At 69.5% G+C, this 14,721-nt stretch carries 14 protein-coding genes and 1 tRNA gene; 8 read left to right on the top strand and 7 right to left on the bottom strand.

The window, feature by feature from the left end; all coding sequences use genetic code 11:
* Positions 1-1,341 (top strand): glycoside hydrolase family 65 protein (locus AC5LUJ_RS16675; protein WP_493465255.1); only part of this gene is annotated, 1,341 nt, incomplete at its 5' end.
* Between the two features lie 81 nt (positions 1,342-1,422).
* Here the strand turns inward: AC5LUJ_RS16675 and dcd are convergent.
* Positions 1,423-2,049 carry a dCTP deaminase gene (gene dcd, locus AC5LUJ_RS16670; RefSeq protein ID WP_250289862.1) on the bottom strand — a complete coding sequence of 209 codons (627 nt, stop codon included), beginning with the start codon at positions 2,047-2,049 and terminating at the stop codon, positions 1,423-1,425.
* Between the two features lie 80 nt (positions 2,050-2,129).
* Positions 2,130-2,912, bottom strand: coding sequence for a TNT domain-containing protein (locus tag AC5LUJ_RS16665; RefSeq protein ID WP_250285593.1), 783 nt, complete (start codon positions 2,910-2,912; stop codon positions 2,130-2,132).
* Between the two features lie 231 nt (positions 2,913-3,143).
* Between AC5LUJ_RS16665 and AC5LUJ_RS16660 the strand changes: the two genes are divergently transcribed.
* Positions 3,144-3,217, top strand: a tRNA-Gly gene (locus AC5LUJ_RS16660).
* A 158-nt stretch (positions 3,218-3,375) separates the two neighbouring features.
* On the opposite strand, the gene AC5LUJ_RS16655 is transcribed toward AC5LUJ_RS16660, so the two are convergent.
* From AC5LUJ_RS16655 to AC5LUJ_RS16640, 4 genes are all read right to left on the bottom strand, one after another.
* On the bottom strand, positions 3,376-3,804 hold the full coding sequence (locus tag AC5LUJ_RS16655) for a type II toxin-antitoxin system VapC family toxin (protein ID WP_250289864.1): 429 nt from the start codon (positions 3,802-3,804) through the stop codon (positions 3,376-3,378).
* Positions 3,801-4,049: a FitA-like ribbon-helix-helix domain-containing protein gene (locus AC5LUJ_RS16650; protein WP_250289866.1), complete on the bottom strand. Its 249-nt coding sequence runs from the start codon at positions 4,047-4,049 to the stop codon at positions 3,801-3,803. The genes AC5LUJ_RS16655 and AC5LUJ_RS16650 overlap by 4 nt, the downstream gene beginning before the upstream one ends.
* Before the next feature lie 189 nt (positions 4,050-4,238).
* Complete coding sequence (locus AC5LUJ_RS16645; protein ID WP_250289868.1) at positions 4,239-6,233, bottom strand: DEDDh family exonuclease; 1,995 nt, start codon at positions 6,231-6,233, stop codon at positions 4,239-4,241.
* A 32-nt stretch (positions 6,234-6,265) separates the two neighbouring features.
* Positions 6,266-6,529 (bottom strand): FitA-like ribbon-helix-helix domain-containing protein, encoded by a 264-nt coding sequence (locus AC5LUJ_RS16640; protein ID WP_250285386.1) that lies wholly within the window; start codon positions 6,527-6,529, stop codon positions 6,266-6,268.
* Positions 6,530-7,073: 544 nt separating this feature from the next.
* Here AC5LUJ_RS16640 and AC5LUJ_RS16635 point away from each other — a divergent pair.
* From AC5LUJ_RS16635 to AC5LUJ_RS16610, 6 genes are all read left to right on the top strand, one after another.
* Positions 7,074-7,898 carry an SDR family NAD(P)-dependent oxidoreductase gene (locus AC5LUJ_RS16635; RefSeq protein WP_250285387.1) on the top strand — a complete coding sequence of 275 codons (825 nt, stop codon included), beginning with the start codon at positions 7,074-7,076 and terminating at the stop codon, positions 7,896-7,898.
* Positions 7,898-9,250: an aminotransferase class I/II-fold pyridoxal phosphate-dependent enzyme gene (locus AC5LUJ_RS16630; protein ID WP_250289870.1), complete on the top strand. Its 1,353-nt coding sequence runs from the start codon at positions 7,898-7,900 to the stop codon at positions 9,248-9,250. The genes AC5LUJ_RS16635 and AC5LUJ_RS16630 overlap by 1 nt, the downstream gene beginning before the upstream one ends.
* A gap of 2 nt (positions 9,251-9,252) precedes the next feature.
* Positions 9,253-10,200 carry a diiron oxygenase gene (locus AC5LUJ_RS16625; RefSeq protein ID WP_493465254.1) on the top strand — a complete coding sequence of 316 codons (948 nt, stop codon included), beginning with the start codon at positions 9,253-9,255 and terminating at the stop codon, positions 10,198-10,200.
* 6 nt (positions 10,201-10,206) lie between these two features.
* Positions 10,207-11,028, top strand: coding sequence for a tryptophan 2,3-dioxygenase family protein (locus AC5LUJ_RS16620; protein WP_250285390.1), 822 nt, complete (start codon positions 10,207-10,209; stop codon positions 11,026-11,028).
* 183 nt (positions 11,029-11,211) lie between these two features.
* Complete coding sequence (locus AC5LUJ_RS16615) at positions 11,212-12,048, top strand: alpha/beta hydrolase (protein WP_250289871.1); 837 nt, start codon at positions 11,212-11,214, stop codon at positions 12,046-12,048.
* Between the two features lie 562 nt (positions 12,049-12,610).
* Positions 12,611-13,603 (top strand): Gfo/Idh/MocA family protein, encoded by a 993-nt coding sequence (locus AC5LUJ_RS16610; protein WP_250285392.1) that lies wholly within the window; start codon positions 12,611-12,613, stop codon positions 13,601-13,603.
* A 28-nt stretch (positions 13,604-13,631) separates the two neighbouring features.
* On the opposite strand, the gene AC5LUJ_RS16605 is transcribed toward AC5LUJ_RS16610, so the two are convergent.
* Positions 13,632-14,721 (bottom strand): nucleotidyltransferase family protein (locus tag AC5LUJ_RS16605; protein WP_493465253.1); only part of this gene is annotated, 1,090 nt, incomplete at its 5' end.

Below are 14,721 nucleotides of genomic sequence, written 5' to 3'. Positions count from 1 at the left end.
CGGGCCGAGCGCCGGTCGATCCCGGCCAAGGGGCTGACCGGCACCGGCTACGACGGGCACGCCTTCTGGGACACCGAGAGCTACGTCCTGCCGATGCTCACCTACACCGCCCCGCACGCGGCGGCGGACGCCCTGCGCTGGCGGCAGGCCACCCTGCCGCTGGCCCGGGAACGGGCCCGTACGCTCGGTTTCTCCGGCGCGGCGTTCCCCTGGCGGACGATCCACGGCGAGGAGTGCTCGGGGTACTGGCCGGCGGGCACGGCGGCGTTCCACATCAACGCCGACATCGCGGACGCGGTCGTCCGCTACGTCCGCGCGACCGGGGACGACGCCTTCGAGCGCGACGTCGGCCTGGAACTGCTCGTCGACACCGCCCGGCTGTGGCGCTCCCTCGGCCACCACGACCTCGACGGCGACTTCAACATCGACGGCGTGACCGGCCCGGACGAGTACAGCGTCGTCGCGGACAACAACGTCTACACGAACCTGATGGCGCAGCAGAACCTCGTCGAGGCGGCGAACGCCGTCCGGCGGCATCCGGACAGGGCGCGCGAACTCGGCGTGGACGCGGAGGAGACCGCGTCCTGGCGCGACGCCGCCGAGGACATGTACATCCCGTTCGACGAGAAGCTGGGCGTGCATCCGCAGTCCGAGGGGTTCACCCGCCACCAGGTGTGGGACTTCGAGCGCACCCGCCCCGACCAGTACCCGATGCTGCTGCACTTCCCGTATTTCGACCTGTACCGCAAGCAGGTCGTCAAACAGGCCGATCTGGTGCTGGCGATGGTGCGCAGGGGGGACGCGTTCACCGAGGAGCAGAAGGCCCGCAACTTCGCCTACTACGAGGCCCTGACCGTCCGCGACTCGTCGTTGTCGGCGTGCTGTCAGGCGGTGATGGCCGCCGAGGTCGGCCACCTCGGGCTCGCCCACGACTACCTGCGCGAGGCCGCGCTGACAGACCTGCGCGACCTGTCGAACCGGGCCGTGGACGGCCTGCACATCGCCTCGCTCGCCGGGAGCTGGATCGCGCTGGTCGAGGGGTTCGGCGGGCTGCGCGACACCGGGGAGACGCTGTCGTTCGCCCCCCGGCTGCCGGAGGGGATCAGCAGGCTGGCGTTCACGCTGTCCCGGCGGGGCCGGCGGCTGCGGGTCGAGGTCACCGACGCCGTCGCGTCCTACGTGCTGCTGCGCGGCGACCCGACCGTCATCGTCCACCACGGCGAGCAGGTGTGGGTGACGACGAAGGAGCCGGTGAGCCGTCCGGTGCCGCCGTCGCCCACCCGGCCGGCTCCCGGCCAGCCGTTCGGACGGGAGCCGGTGCGCTTCCGCCCGAACCCGTGAGACGACCGCCGTGCCCGCGCGGACGCGCCGGTGCCACCATGCCCGTGCGACTGCTGCGCATCCGCCGCGCCCGCACGGATGTTACCCGGTGTGGTCGCGATTGTGGTTACGGTCGCGGTTGTGGTCCTCCGGGGAGACGGCGGCGCGGGTGAAGTCGCGGTAGGCGCGGGACGGCGTGGGGCCGCGCTGGCCCTGGTAGCGCGAGCCGTAGACGGCCGAGCCGTACGGATGCGTCGCCGGCGAGGACAGCCGGAACAGGCACAGCTGACCGATCTTCATGCCTGGCCAGATCTTGATGGGCAGGGTGGCCACGTTCGACAGCTCAAGGGTGACATGGCCGGAGAAGCCCGGGTCGATGAACCCCGCGGTCGAGTGCGTGAGCAGGCCCAGGCGGCCGAGGCTGGACTTGCCCTCCAGCCGGCCGGCGAGATCGTCCGGCAGGCTGATGATCTCGAGGGTCGAGCCGAGGACGAACTCCCCGGGATGCAGGACGAACGGCTCGTCGACGTCCGGCGCGATGAGCTCGGTCAGGTCCTCCTGCTCGATGGCGGGGTCGATGTGGCTGTACCGGTGGTTCTGGAACACCCGGAACCACCGGTCGAGCCGCAGGTCGATACTGCTGGGCTGGACGAGAACCGGATCGTACGGTTCCAGGCGGACGCGTCCCGCGGCGATCTCGGCTCGGATATCCCGGTCAGACAGCAGCACGTCCGAGCACGCTACCGGCCGTCGGCCCTGTCGCGGTCGTCGGACGGGGGCATCCCCTCATTCTTCGCACTGCCGTCCCGTCACGGGCAGAGGTAGGCCGCGTCGGTCGTCGAGCAGATGAGCTGGTTGTCGAGCAGCCACTGGATGGGCAGCGCGTCGGTGACCGGGTCGACGACCGGCGCGCCCGGGATGAGTGCGCTGACCACCTGGTACTGCTGTCCGTAGCCGGGCTGGTCGAACCACGGCCGGATGGCGCCGCTGTAGACGGAGAACGTCCGCAGCACCCGGTAGTCGTGGTAGTTGCAGCTGCCCGGGTCCGTCGTGGAGTCCAGGTTGGACGGCGGGATGGCCCGGGCGGCGTATTTCGTCCCCTCCGGGGAGGCGAAGTTGCCGCTGGTGCCACCGAAGCGGTCGAACTCCAGCCCCGGGGCCAGCGATGTCACCGTCCGCTGCGGGGTGCCGTCCGGGTTGATCAGGTATCCGTCCTTCGGCGGGTACTGCCAGCCGCCCTGGCCGGACCGGGCGGACGGGTCCCACCAGGTGTCCAGGAACTGCTGGACCGGCTCCCCGCCGGTGCGCTGGTAGTGGGACAGCTGCCGGCCCACCTCACCGACGACCGGCAGTTTCTGGGGGCCCAGCCGCGAGTCGCCACGGAAGTCGGCCTCCGAACACTCGTCCAGCGACCGGTGCCCACCCGTCGGATCGCCGGCCGTCGAGCCACCGGTCGTCGCACCGACAGTGATCGTGGCGCCGTCGGTCGCGGAGGCGGGCGCGGCCGAGGCGGATGTGGCGTCGACGAAGGCGGTACCGGCAAGGAGCAGGGCTCCAGCCGTCAGCGAGATCATGCTCTTGCGAAACTGCACGTATTCCTCCCGGACGTGTGCTCTGAGTAGCACATCGATTCGGGAGAGTAGTAAAAGATCTGCTCACGGACGTGGATCGCGCCCTCCGGGCGGATATACCGTGTGTCGTCCGTCCTGTAGCGACACGTGCCCGCCGACCGGCGCCGGCCTGCCCAGGCCGTGCCTGGCCCACGCCGGCCGGGTCCCGCCGCACCTCGCCCACGCGAGCCTGTAGGATGCTGAAGGCAGCACGCGGGCGTAGTTCAGAGGCAGAACACGAGCTTCCCAAGCTTGCAACGCGGGTTCGATTCCCGTCGCCCGCTCCACTCTGGGACAGGTCTGTCGGGGGAGCCCCGACCGGGTCGTTTCGCAATATCTGCCGGGGGATCGAATCCCCCGAACCCCCTACGATCCCCCTACGATTTTTGGTGGTTGGGCGAGTCGTGCCTGCGGGGGGTTGGCGTGCCCTGGGATCATCTGGCTGTCAGTCGGCTGTTGCCTGCCAGGGGTCTGTGAGGTCGATGCCGGTGTGGACGAAGTCCTTGGTGTTGCGGGTGGCGAGGTCGGCGGAGTGTGAGCGGCAGATGGCCGCGATCTGGGCGTCGGCCATGGCGATGGACAGGCCCTGCCGCTCGCGGCCCACGACGATGTCCGCGTAGTGGGCCGCCGCGTCGTCGTCGAAGGGCAGGACACGGCCGGTGAAACCCGCCTCGACGGCACGTCGCAGCCGGTCGGCCAGGTCGGTGCGGCGTCGCCCCTCGGGCAGCCGGGCGATGCCGTAGCGCAGCTCGGCCAGGGTCACCGCGGTCAGGTAGATCTCGTCGGCGGGCTGGCTGTCGACCCAGGCGACGACCCCTGGGTCGGCCCGGGCGCGCATCAGCTCCGAGACGACGTTCGTGTCCAGTGCGATCATGAGGAGAAGTCCGCCGCCCTCGGTGGCTCCGTGCGTGGCGGCAGGGCGAGCTCCACGTCCTCGTCGAGGTCCGCGAAGTACTGGTGGATCTGGCTGCCCAGCCCGCGTCGCGGGGCCGGCCCGGTCAGGGCGGCCCGGAGGATCGCCCGGGCCTCCGCCTCCATGGACCGGCCGTTGTGCGCCGCGCGGACCCGCAGCCGCGCCTTCACCTCGTCGTCCAGATCCCTGATCGTCAACGCCGCCATGACCTACCACCCCTTCCAGTCACTCCTTCCGACGATCCAATGCTAGCACTGCATGCATTGCAAGCCGCACGTGAGCGGAGTGCGCGCCAGACCCGGCTGACGTTGCGGACAAGCCTGGAGGTTGGTGGACGGATCCGAGCCGCTTTACAGGACAGAAGCTCGCAACGCCGTGCCATTCGCGTGCCACTTTCAGTCCTCGACCTCGATGCCGTGGGCGCGGGCCAGGTCGGCGAGTTCGTGGTTGTAACCCTGGCCGACGACCCGGAAGCGCCAGGCGTCCGCCCGCCGGTAGATCTCGGCGAGTATCAGGGTCCGTTCGGTGGTGGCGGCGTCGAGGGTGGCACGCAGCCACGTTGCCGCGTCCGGTGTCTGAGCGCCGACTTCGATCGGCCCGATCTCACCGAACGTCCGGGATCCGTCGAGAGCCGCCGCGATGATGATCTTTCGTGTGTCATCCGGGATGGCGGCGAGATCCACCGTGATGGCCTGTTCCGCGGGGCCGTCGACCCGGAGCACGACAGCCTCGTCGGCAGCCTGCGGCTGGTTGTAGAACACGAAGTCGTCATCGGTCCCAACCAGATCGTCGTCACCGACGAGGAACGCGACAAGGTCGACATCGCGGACCTCCCAGGACCAGGTGGCAGCGATGGCCCATCGTGTGCCGGCAGCGGCCGTCGGCAGATCCTGGACGCCGCCGCGGGGCAGGACCCGTCCGGTGAGCACCTGGCCGGCGGGTGGCTGGGGTGCGCCGGCGGCAACTGTCGCATCGGGCCCGGTCCCGCCTGCTGCCGGTCCGGGATGGCGCTGGCCCGCGATGTCACGCAGGAATGCCTCGGCGGTCACGACAGGGATGTCGAGGTGCCGGATACGGGGCATGCGACGGTTCTGCTCGCCACCGTCCAGACAGACGACGAGGGCAAGGCTCGCGGTGACGTTCACCGCGGGGATCCCGCGGAAGGCTGTGATGCGCTCCCTGAGCTGGGCAGCCTCGGCGTGTGCTCCACCGAGCACAAGTATGCGACGGCCCGCGAAGGGATGAGAGGCAGGCGTTGGTGGAGCCGGCGGGGCCTGGACGGGGCGCGTCGGCAGGCCACCTGCCGGTAGGCCCTCTGTCGGCGCGGCGCGGGTCTGGCTCCGGCCGGGTCTGGCGGACGCCCCGGGTCTGGCGGACGCCGTGTCAGCGTGCGTGCCGGGCGGCGTCGGGCCCGCGGTCGGCAGCGGCACGGGCTCAGGGGTGCGTTGTTCCTCCCGGCGCCGGCCGGGACGGACATCGTCGAGCAGGTTCAGGAAGCCCCGTTCGTCGAGCACTGGCGTGCCATGTGTCAGCGCGGCGCGGGCCTTGCTCGTTCCGCTGCGGATGTCGTTGGTGACCACAACGCTGGTCCGACGGCTGACCGCGCTGGTGACGTGCAGTCCGGCAGCCGTAGCTTTCTCGACCAGTTCTTCGCGATCAGTAACGGTATCTCCGGTGAAGGCAACCCGCATGCCCTGGACGAGCGGCCCGCCAACGGTGAGCGGCCCCGGATTGAGATAGGGGCAGGGCGGTTTTCGCGTGCTCGCCCGGGGCCGGGCGGGCAGGATTGCCATGTTGTCACGCGCTGTGCCGCAGGGGGCGAGGGGCAGGTCCAGTTGCTGGCTGGCGGCGTGCCCCAACGCCCGCGGCAGCAGAGCGGCGAGGACGTCGGCGTCGTCGACGGCGTCGTGGGCCTGGCGTTGGACGACTCCCCAGTACCCCGCCAGCGTGGCCAGTTTGAGGTTCGGCAGGTCGAGATCGAGCCGGCGGGCGAGAACCCGGGTACACAGCCGCCATTCGACAGGAAGGCGGATGCCCAGCCGCATTGCTTCGGTGGCAAGCATCTGCCAGTCGAAAACCGCGTTGTGCGCGACGAAGATCCGGCCGTCGAGCAGCGGCAGCAGAGAATCGGCCACCAGGTCGAATGTGGGGCTGCCGGCCAGCCGTTCGCGGGTGAGCCCGTGAATGTGCACCGGCCCGGGATCGCATCCCGGATCGAGCAGGGTCGACCATCGCCGTTCCACCGTGCCGTCGGACGCCACGTGCACTACGGCTACCGAGAGGACCCGGCTACGCTGTGCTATCAGTCCGGAGGTCTCCACGTCCACCACCGCATAGCGGTGGGGATAGGCGGCGGCGATGGCCGATGGTTGAAGTAACGGGGAGCTCACAGCGTCGGATCATCCCATGATGCTCGGCCCGGTCAGTCGGCTGGTGTTGTCTGCCAGGGGTTTGTCAGGTCGATGCCGGTGTGGGTGAAGTCCCTGGTGTTGCGGGTGGCGAGGGTGTTGCGGGTGGCGAGGCCGGCGGAGCGTGAGCGGCGGACGGCCGCGATCGGGGCGTCGGCCATGGCGGCTCGGAGGATCGCCCGGGCCTCCGCCTCCATGGACCGGCCGTTGTGCGCCGCGCGGACCCGCAGCCGCGCCTTCACCTCGCCATCCAGATCTCTGATCGTCAACGCCGCCATGGCCGGCCACTCCTGCCAGTGATCCGATGCTGGCACCGCATGCGTCGCGAGCTGGGCGTACGAAGTCCGCACCGACACGAGCCCGGCTGGCGTCGCGGGCAAGCCTGGAGGCCGCTCGTGTTCGATCCGAACCTACCGGGAAAAAATGGGAAGAAGACCGTGGATACGGGGTGAAAGTGCTGCTAGAGTCCGTATCCGCTGACCACGACTCGCTGTCGTCCCGGACCGTGGGCGCTGCGGGCAGAGTCCGCGTCATGAGACTTCCGTAACCATCCGGCGCAGGCTGGGACGTGTGCTGCCGTCGCTGACGGCACACATCCCGGCCACGAGGAACGACCCGACCGCCTCGACCCGCATGACTGCCGACCACGCTGCCGGAGCTGGACCGCGTGATCGACAGCTCGTCTGGGCCGGGTGGTTCGGCGCACCCTCCTCAGGGCTGCTCCGGGCGTCTCGTGACGGGCCGGCGTACGCCCCGGCGCGCCGCTGCGCACAGGAGCCGCTCTCCACAGGATCACAGGACAGGATCACAGGAAAGGACACGATGCCGCGGAACGTCCTGATCACTGGTGGCTCCAGTGGTGTGGGTCTGGCCACCGTGACACGGTTCGCTCGCAATGGTGACAACGTGTGGTTCACCTACCACTCCCGGCGGGACGTCGCCGAGTCGGTCGCGTCGGACCTGCGCACGACTGGCGGTGCCCAGGTATGCGCCTTCGAGTTCAGGCAGGGGGAGCGGGACAGCCACGACGATCTGCTGGCGGCGCTTCCCGGCCCGGTGGACGTGCTCGTCAACAACGCCGCCGTGGGCACGCGGAGCATCGACCGGTACGTCCCGGACCCGCACGACCGGGACGAGGCGTTCCTACGGATCAACAGCATCGGCCCGCTGTGGCTGATCCGGCGCCTCCTCCCGGGCATGCTGGACCGCGGCTACGGGAAGATCGTCAATATCTGCAGCGTCGGTGGCGGGGTGACCCAGTTCCCGGGATTCGACGTCGTGGACGGCATGAGCAAAGCGGCGCTCGCCTACCTGACCCGCCATCTCGCGGCGGAGACGGCGCATTCCCCGGTCGATGTCATGGCGGTGTGCCCGGGGGCGGTCGACACGCCCATGCTGCGGGAGAGCACGCTCGACCGGCTGGCGCCGCAGGCCCGGCTCGACTTCGAGGCGAATCTGCCGAAAGGCAGGCTGATCCGGCCGGAGGAGATCGCGGAGCTGGTGTGGTGGCTGTCCGGCGACAGTTCCTGCGTGCTGCACGGGGCGGTCGTGGACGCGTCGATGGGCCTGGGGGTGCGTCCCGGGCTGTTCACCGAGCACCCCGCGGAATCCGGTCAGGCGCGCGGCGGCCGTCCGGGAGGCCACTGATGGTGTCGAGGCGCGCGGCGGCGCTGGCTGCCCAGCCGCCGGCGATCGCCGCGGCGCACTTCCGGGCGGAGGCGGATCCGTACCATCCCCGGCTGCGTCCGGACGGGTACGTCAACCTCGGCACGGCGGAGAACCGGCTGGTGTGGGACCTGCTGGCGCCCCGGCTGACCGGCCCGCGGCCGCTGACCGCCGCGGACACCCACTACGCCCCGCTGCACGGCACCGACGCCTTCCGGGAACAGCTCGCCCGTTTCCTCACCGGTGTCTGCCGGACGGAGGTGGATCCGCGGCACCTTGTCGTGGTCAGCGGGGCGACAGGTGCCCTGGACGTCATCGCCTCCGTCCTGTGCGACCCGGGGGAGGCGATCATCGTGCCCGCTCCCTACTACGGGGCCTTCGACGTCGACCTGGCCGGACGTTCCGGCGCCCGCCTGCTGCCCGTGCCCCTGAGCGCGGGCGGGAACTTCCAGGTGACGGCCTCGGGGATAGATCATGCTCTCACCCGTGCCCGCGAGCGGGGGATCACCGTCCGTGCCGTGGCACTGGCCTCGCCGGGGAACCCGGTCGGCCATGTCCACCCGCCACGGGTCCTCCGGGAGATCGCCGAGGTCGCCGGCCGGCACGGGGTGGACGTCATCGCGGACGAGATCTACGCCAGCTCGGTCTTCGGCGAGACACCGTTCGTCAGCTTCCTCGATCCCGAGGTGAGGACGGCCGGAACCGGACGGGTCCACGTCGTGTGGGGGTTCGCGAAGGACTTCGGGCTGCCCGGCTTCAAGATCGGTGTTCTGTGCAGTCCCGATCCCGAGGTCCGCGCCGCGGCCCGGGCGCTCGCCTATTTCGCCGCGACCTCGACCGACACCCAGGCGCTTCTGCGGGACGTTCTCGCCGACCACGCGTGGGTTGCCCGTTTCCTCGCGGAGAGCCGTCGGCGGCTTGCCCTTTCCCATGCCTCGTCGGCCGAGCTCCTCTCCGCCGCTGGTATTCCCTTCGTGCCGGTGGGGGCGGGGTTCTCGCTGTGGGCCGATCTGGGGGCGTGGCTGGCCGCTCCCACCTTCGCGGCCGAACACGACCTGTGGGAGAGGCTTCTTGAGCGGGCCCGTGTCAACGTCCTGCCAGGCCAGTTCTTCGCCAGCCCCGATCCGGGATGGTTCCGGATCTGCTATGCCACCGACCGGGCCGTGGTGACGGAGGGCATCAGCCGTATCGTTCGCTTTCTTGACGCGTCCGCGTCCGCGTCCGCGTCCACGACCACGACCACGACCACGACCACGGCTGGGCCGTGCGGTGAGGAAAGAGCCGCTGTCTCCCGTCCGGTTGATGCCACGCGCTATGAAAGCATCGAGGGCTGAGGATGGAGCAGAAACCGGGATGGCCGCTGGGAGCGGCCCGGCCGATGAGCGACTGGTACCGTTCGGCGGGCGTCCGCGGTGGGAGCCGGCGGGCGTTTCACCAGGAAATGGAGGAAGGGCGGGTGTTCTTTCCGTCCGAGCTGGTGCCGTATCTTGCCCATGAAGCCGTCCGCGTTCTCCCGGCCGCCCTGGCACGGGAACTCACCGTGCGTCACCTGTACCAGTTCCTGTTGTCGGCCACGCACCTGGAGACCAGGATCGTCAACCGTGGGGCGGAGCGGATAGCCGGCAACCGGGTGGGCTTCGACCTGCCCCCTTCATGTCGTCTGGACGCCTACAAAATCTACTGTGACGAGGGATATCATTCGCTGTACAGTCTCGACCTGGCCGACCAGATCGCCACCGCCACGGGGATCCCGATACCCCGGTGGGACTACGGCGGTTTCGTCGAACGTCTCGAGGAGACCGGGCGCGCCATTCTCCCCGGCGAACCGGTGCTCGCCCAGCTGCTGCAGGTGATCGTGTTCGAGACGCTGATAACCGCGGTCCTCAACGAAGTCCCCAACAATCCCACGGTCGTCACCGCGGTCCGGGAGGTGACCCGGGACCATGCCCGCGACGAGGGACGCCACCACCGATTCTTCGTCGCTTTCTTCCACCTGCTGTGGACGCATCTGCAGCCCTCGCTCCGGGAGCGTGTGGCGCACGCCATCCCACCTCTGATCAGGGCGTGCCTCGTCTGGGACACCGCGCCGGTCCGGTCCTCCCTCCTGCTCGCAGGCCTCGACGAGCCCACCGCCGACACCGTGCTCCGGGACGTCTACGGGGGGGCCGCCGCGACTCGGCGAATCCGCGAGGCCGCCCAGGCCACCCGGCGGATGTGCGAATCCGCCGGCGTCCTCGATCTTCCCGGGGCGAGCGAGGCATTCGCCGCCCACGGGATCGGGTGAGGGCATATGCGGCCTTCCGTCGATCACGACAGCGGACTCACCTACGCGACCTACCTGCGCCTTCCCCACGTGCTCGACCAGCAGCGGTGCAGAAGCTCGCCCCCTGCCCACGACGAGCTGCTCTTCATCACCGTCCACCAGGTGTACGAGCTGTGGTTCAAGGTGCTGCTGTTCGAGCTTTCCAACGCCAGGGACCGGATGCTCGACGGTGACGCCTACCGGGCCCGTCTCCGGCTGCGCCGCTGCCACGAGATCGAGCGTGTGCTGGTGAACCAGATCGACGTCGTCGACACCATGACGCCGCACGGGTTCCTTGAGTTCCGTGGCGCGCTCGGGTCGTCCAGCGGGTTCCAGTCGGCACAGTTCCGAGAGATAGAGTTCCTGTCCGGTGCCGACGACAACGGCTGGCTGGACAGAGCCGCCTGGCTGAGCGCCGAGGACCACCAGCGGCTGTCCCTACGACTGGCCGAACCGGACCTGTGGGACGCTTTCATCACCCTGCTGGCCGTCGCTGGTCTCAGCGTCGGCACCCCACGGCAGCGAGCGGCCGCCTTCCACGAGATAGCGGTCGGCGACGATCGGTACAACGGGCTGTGGGAGCTTTCCGAAGCTCTGATCGAGCACGACCAGCTGTGGTCGATCTGGCGTCTGCGGCACCAGATGACGGTGATGCGCCAGCTCGGCGGCAAACCTGGGACGGGCGGCAGCACGGGTAGCGGCTATCTGGCGGAACGGGTCCCGCTGAAGTTCTATCCGGAGCTCTGGGACGCGAGGAGCTGTTTCGGCCAGCCGGACGACGGCAGGCCCGCCGCCGGCGCGCGGCCCTGACTCTCCTCGCCGGGAATCCGATGGCCAGGCCGGCGGGAACCCGCGGCGACGCGGGAGACAAGAATGTGGAGACAAGAAGTGGGAGACGGCGGGGCCATGGCCGACGGGACGTCACCGTCCCCATGGGAAAGCAGCCGGGAACTACGTGACCAGGCGTATTCACCCAGCCTGACCGTACCCGACATGAGAACGTACCTGCGGCTGTACGCGGACAGGTCGGCCGACGCCCGCGCGGCCCTGCCATGGAAGGAAATCCCCTACGGGGACACCCCCGCCCAGCGGCTCCATTTCTTCCCCGCCACCGGCCCCCACGCGCCGCTACAGGTCTTCATCCACGGCGGCTACTGGCAGGAGCTGAGCAGGGAAGAATCGTCCTTTGCCGCGCCGGGCTTCGTCGCGAAAGGAGCGGCCTTCGCCGCCTTGGGGTACGGGCTCGCGCCCGCCCACCGGCTGGACGAGATCGTCGCCATGGTCCGTAACGCCGTCCTGTGGTTGTTCCAGCATGCCGCCGAGCTGGGCGTCGACCCCCGACGGATCTTCCTGAGCGGTTCTTCCGCCGGGGCCCATCTCGCCGCGATGTGCGTGATGGACGGCTGGCTCCCGCCTGCCCTGCACCCCTCCGACGTGATCCGCGGTGCCTGTCTGCTCAGCGGTATCTACGACCTCGAGCCACTGCGGCACACCTACGTCGGGGAACAGATCAGGCTCACCGCCGCCGAAGCGGCCCACAACAGCCCGGTTCGCCATGTCCACGGCGACCTCCCACCGCTGATAGTCGCCCGCGGCGACAACGAGACGGCCGCCTTCGCCGCCCAGCACGCACAGTTCGTATCGTCCCTGACCCGGGCGGGAACGCCAGTTATCGATCTTGTAGTGCCCGCCCGGAACCACTTCGACCTCCCGCTCGCCCTCGGCGACCCGGAAACACCACTCGGCCGGGCAGCCCTGGCACAGATGGGTCTGCTGCCACCCCCCGACAATCCGGCACCCGAGATCAGATCCTGCCGGCTCCCGTGGTGAGCACGGGCGGTACGGGTGGCACCTCGTCGCCCTGGCGGCCGGAGTCATGCTGTTCGCCGTCCGGTATCCGGTGACGCACAGAACAACGTCTCCTCCTGTTGGAGACCGTTGGAAATTTTCGTATAGATGATCTGAATGGTGTTTTTATTAAGATCTTTAGTGGAAGGTTTTGTTCAGGCCTCTCCTCGGAACGTGCGGGGATTTCGGGTGTCCGGTTGTCGGGATGCCGGGTGCCGGGGTGTCGGCAGGGAGCTGAACAAGGCGTGTGCGTGCCGGTGTGCTGGTGGGTCACTGTGTCCTGGTGGGTAGTTGGGAATGGAACAGCGGCCGGTAATTGACAGTGCGTCCTTCCGGGTGTATCGGCCGCGCCCGTCGAAGTGACGCAGGTCGCGTGGGACAGCCTCCACACCGGAGGTAGAGTGATCTTGCACAATTTACCAGGAGTGCCCACGACACCGAATACAGAAACGCATTCTGACCGGTTCCGGCCGTCGCCACGATCGGCGCTGCCCGACTGAGCTGGCGGCTGTTCCCGGCCACCGAACAGGAAAGGACGGTATCGGTGGATCAGGTGAGGATCGGCATTCTTGGCGCCGCTCGGATCGCCCCGGCGGCCATCATGAAACCCGCGGCACGGCTGCCGACCGCCGCGGTGGTCGCGGTGGCGGACCGCGATACCGAGCGGGCCGACCGGTTCGCCGAGAAATACGCGGTCCCGGTGGCGCACGAGTCATACGACGCGCTGCTCGACGATCCCGACGTCGACGCGGTGTACATTCCGCTGCCCAACGCCCTGCACGCGCAGTGGACCCTGCGCGCGATCGAGGCCGGGAAGCACGTGCTGTGCGAGAAACCGTTCACCGCCAACGAGGCGGAGGCACGTGCCGTCGCCGAGGCGGCGGCGTCCGCCGGCGTTGTCGTCACCGAGGCCTTCCACTACCGGTATCACCCGCTGGCGGAGCGTATGCACAAGATCGTGCGGGACGGCAGTCTCGGCACGGTGCGTTCGATCCGTACCTGGATGTGCATTCCCTGGCCGCTTTTCGACGACGAGATCCGCTACAGTTACGAGCTCGGCGGCGGGGCCATGATGGATACCGGGTGCTATGCCATTCACTGTATGCGGCTGCTCGGTGAGGGCGAACCGAAGGTCGTCTCGGCGCGCGCCCTGCTGCACGCGCCACGCATTGACCGCGCCATGACCGCGGAGTTCAGCTTTCCCGACGGCTCGACCGGGCGGATCGACTGCTCGCTGTGGTCCCGGCGCTTCCTGCGGATCGCCGCCCACGTTATCGGGGACCGTGGTGAACTGCGGGTCGCCAACTTTGTCCGCCCACATGTCTTCAACCAGATCCGCTGGACGACGCAGGGGCACACCCGCCGGGAGACAGTGCGCGGGGAAACGACGTTCGACGCCCAGTTGCGTGCTTTCGCCCGCGCGGTGCTGTACGGCGAACCGACACTGACACCGGCCGAGGACGCGGTCGTCACCATGCGCCTCATCGACGATGTCTACCGTACGGCCGGCCTCCCCCCACGAGGGCTTGCCAACTGACCGGATCGCACGAAAACCGCCCCGACGATCAGACCGGCGGGTCGATGTCCGGCGGGTCGATGTCCGGCGGGTCGATGTCCGGCGGGTCGATGTCCGGCGGTCGGCCGTCGCTGCCGGGCGGCGCCGACGGCCGACCGCCAGCCGCGGCCGAACCGGGCGTGATCAGATCGGGTGTGACCGGGCTGGAGGCGACCAGCGCCGCCAGGTCGTCGGGGGTGTCGACGTCGTGGGGGGAGCCGGTGCCGTCGCAGGGCACCATGACGACCTGGTCCGGATTGCTCCGCAGCCAGGCCCGCGCCCCGATGTCACCATGGGCGAGGGTGGACACCTCGGCCCACACCGTCCTGTCCAGCAGGACCGGGTTGCGCGGTTGCCCGCCGTAGCTGGCGACCGCCGCGACGGCACCGGCGGCATGGGCCGCGAGCAGCCTGCGCACCGCCTCAGCGCCGATCAGCGGCTGGTCGACCAGCGCGATCACGACCGCCTCGACACCGGTGTGTCCCGCCGGCCGCCGCCCACTGCTCCGCCGGTCTCCGTCGTTCCGCCGGGCTTCGTCGTCCCGCGGGTCTTCGTCGTCCCGCCGCTCTTCGCTGCTCCGGCCCTGGCTGTTCCGCTCCCCGCCGGTTCGCTCCCCGCCGGCGGAGCCGGCAGGGCCTGCCCCGCCGGCGGCAAACGCCGCGAGCCCGCGACGCAGCGACGCGCTCATCCCCACCGCCCAGTCCGGCGCCAGGACGACCTGCCCCCCGGGCAGGCCGGTGGATCTGATCACGTCAGCCGCCCGCGCGCCGAGAACCACAAGCACCGGGACGCATCCACCGTCAGTGAGCATCCGGGCGCATCGCCGGACCAGAGGTTCACCACTCAGGGTGACCAGAGCTTTTGGAGCACCGAAGCGACGTCCGGCCCCGGCGGCGAGGACGAGCCCGCCGACGGTACTCGTTGTGGCTGTCATCGGCCGCTCCATGTACTTGTACTTGCCGACTGCCTGGTACTTGCCGACTGCCTGGTACTTGCTGGCTACGTGCCGCTCGAGGGCAGGGCGGGCGTCCACGCCGACCAGGAGCAGGCTGGAACCAGGACCAGGACCAGGACCAGGCTGGGACGGGGCTGGGACGGGG

Source organism: Protofrankia sp. CiP1_Cm_nod3 (assembly GCF_982290655.1).
The sequence above is the reverse complement of the archived record's forward strand: the minus strand, read 5'-3'. Positions and strand labels throughout refer to the sequence as shown.

Coding starts and splice junctions, on each gene's coding strand:
- AC5LUJ_RS16655 (WP_250289864.1), bottom strand. CDS start 3,804: ATGATCGCACTGGACACGAACGTCGTCTCGGAGCTGATGCGCGCCCGG.
- AC5LUJ_RS16650 (WP_250289866.1), bottom strand. CDS start 4,049: ATGGCGGCGTTGACGATCAGGGATCTGGACGACGAGGTGAAGGCGCGG.
- AC5LUJ_RS16640 (WP_250285386.1), bottom strand. CDS start 6,529: ATGGCGGCGTTGACGATCAGAGATCTGGATGGCGAGGTGAAGGCGCGG.
- AC5LUJ_RS16635 (WP_250285387.1), top strand. CDS start 7,074: ATGCCGCGGAACGTCCTGATCACTGGTGGCTCCAGTGGTGTGGGTCTG.
- AC5LUJ_RS16630 (WP_250289870.1), top strand. CDS start 7,898: ATGGTGTCGAGGCGCGCGGCGGCGCTGGCTGCCCAGCCGCCGGCGATC.
- AC5LUJ_RS16625 (WP_493465254.1), top strand. CDS start 9,253: ATGGAGCAGAAACCGGGATGGCCGCTGGGAGCGGCCCGGCCGATGAGC.
- AC5LUJ_RS16620 (WP_250285390.1), top strand. CDS start 10,207: ATGCGGCCTTCCGTCGATCACGACAGCGGACTCACCTACGCGACCTAC.
- AC5LUJ_RS16615 (WP_250289871.1), top strand. CDS start 11,212: ATGAGAACGTACCTGCGGCTGTACGCGGACAGGTCGGCCGACGCCCGC.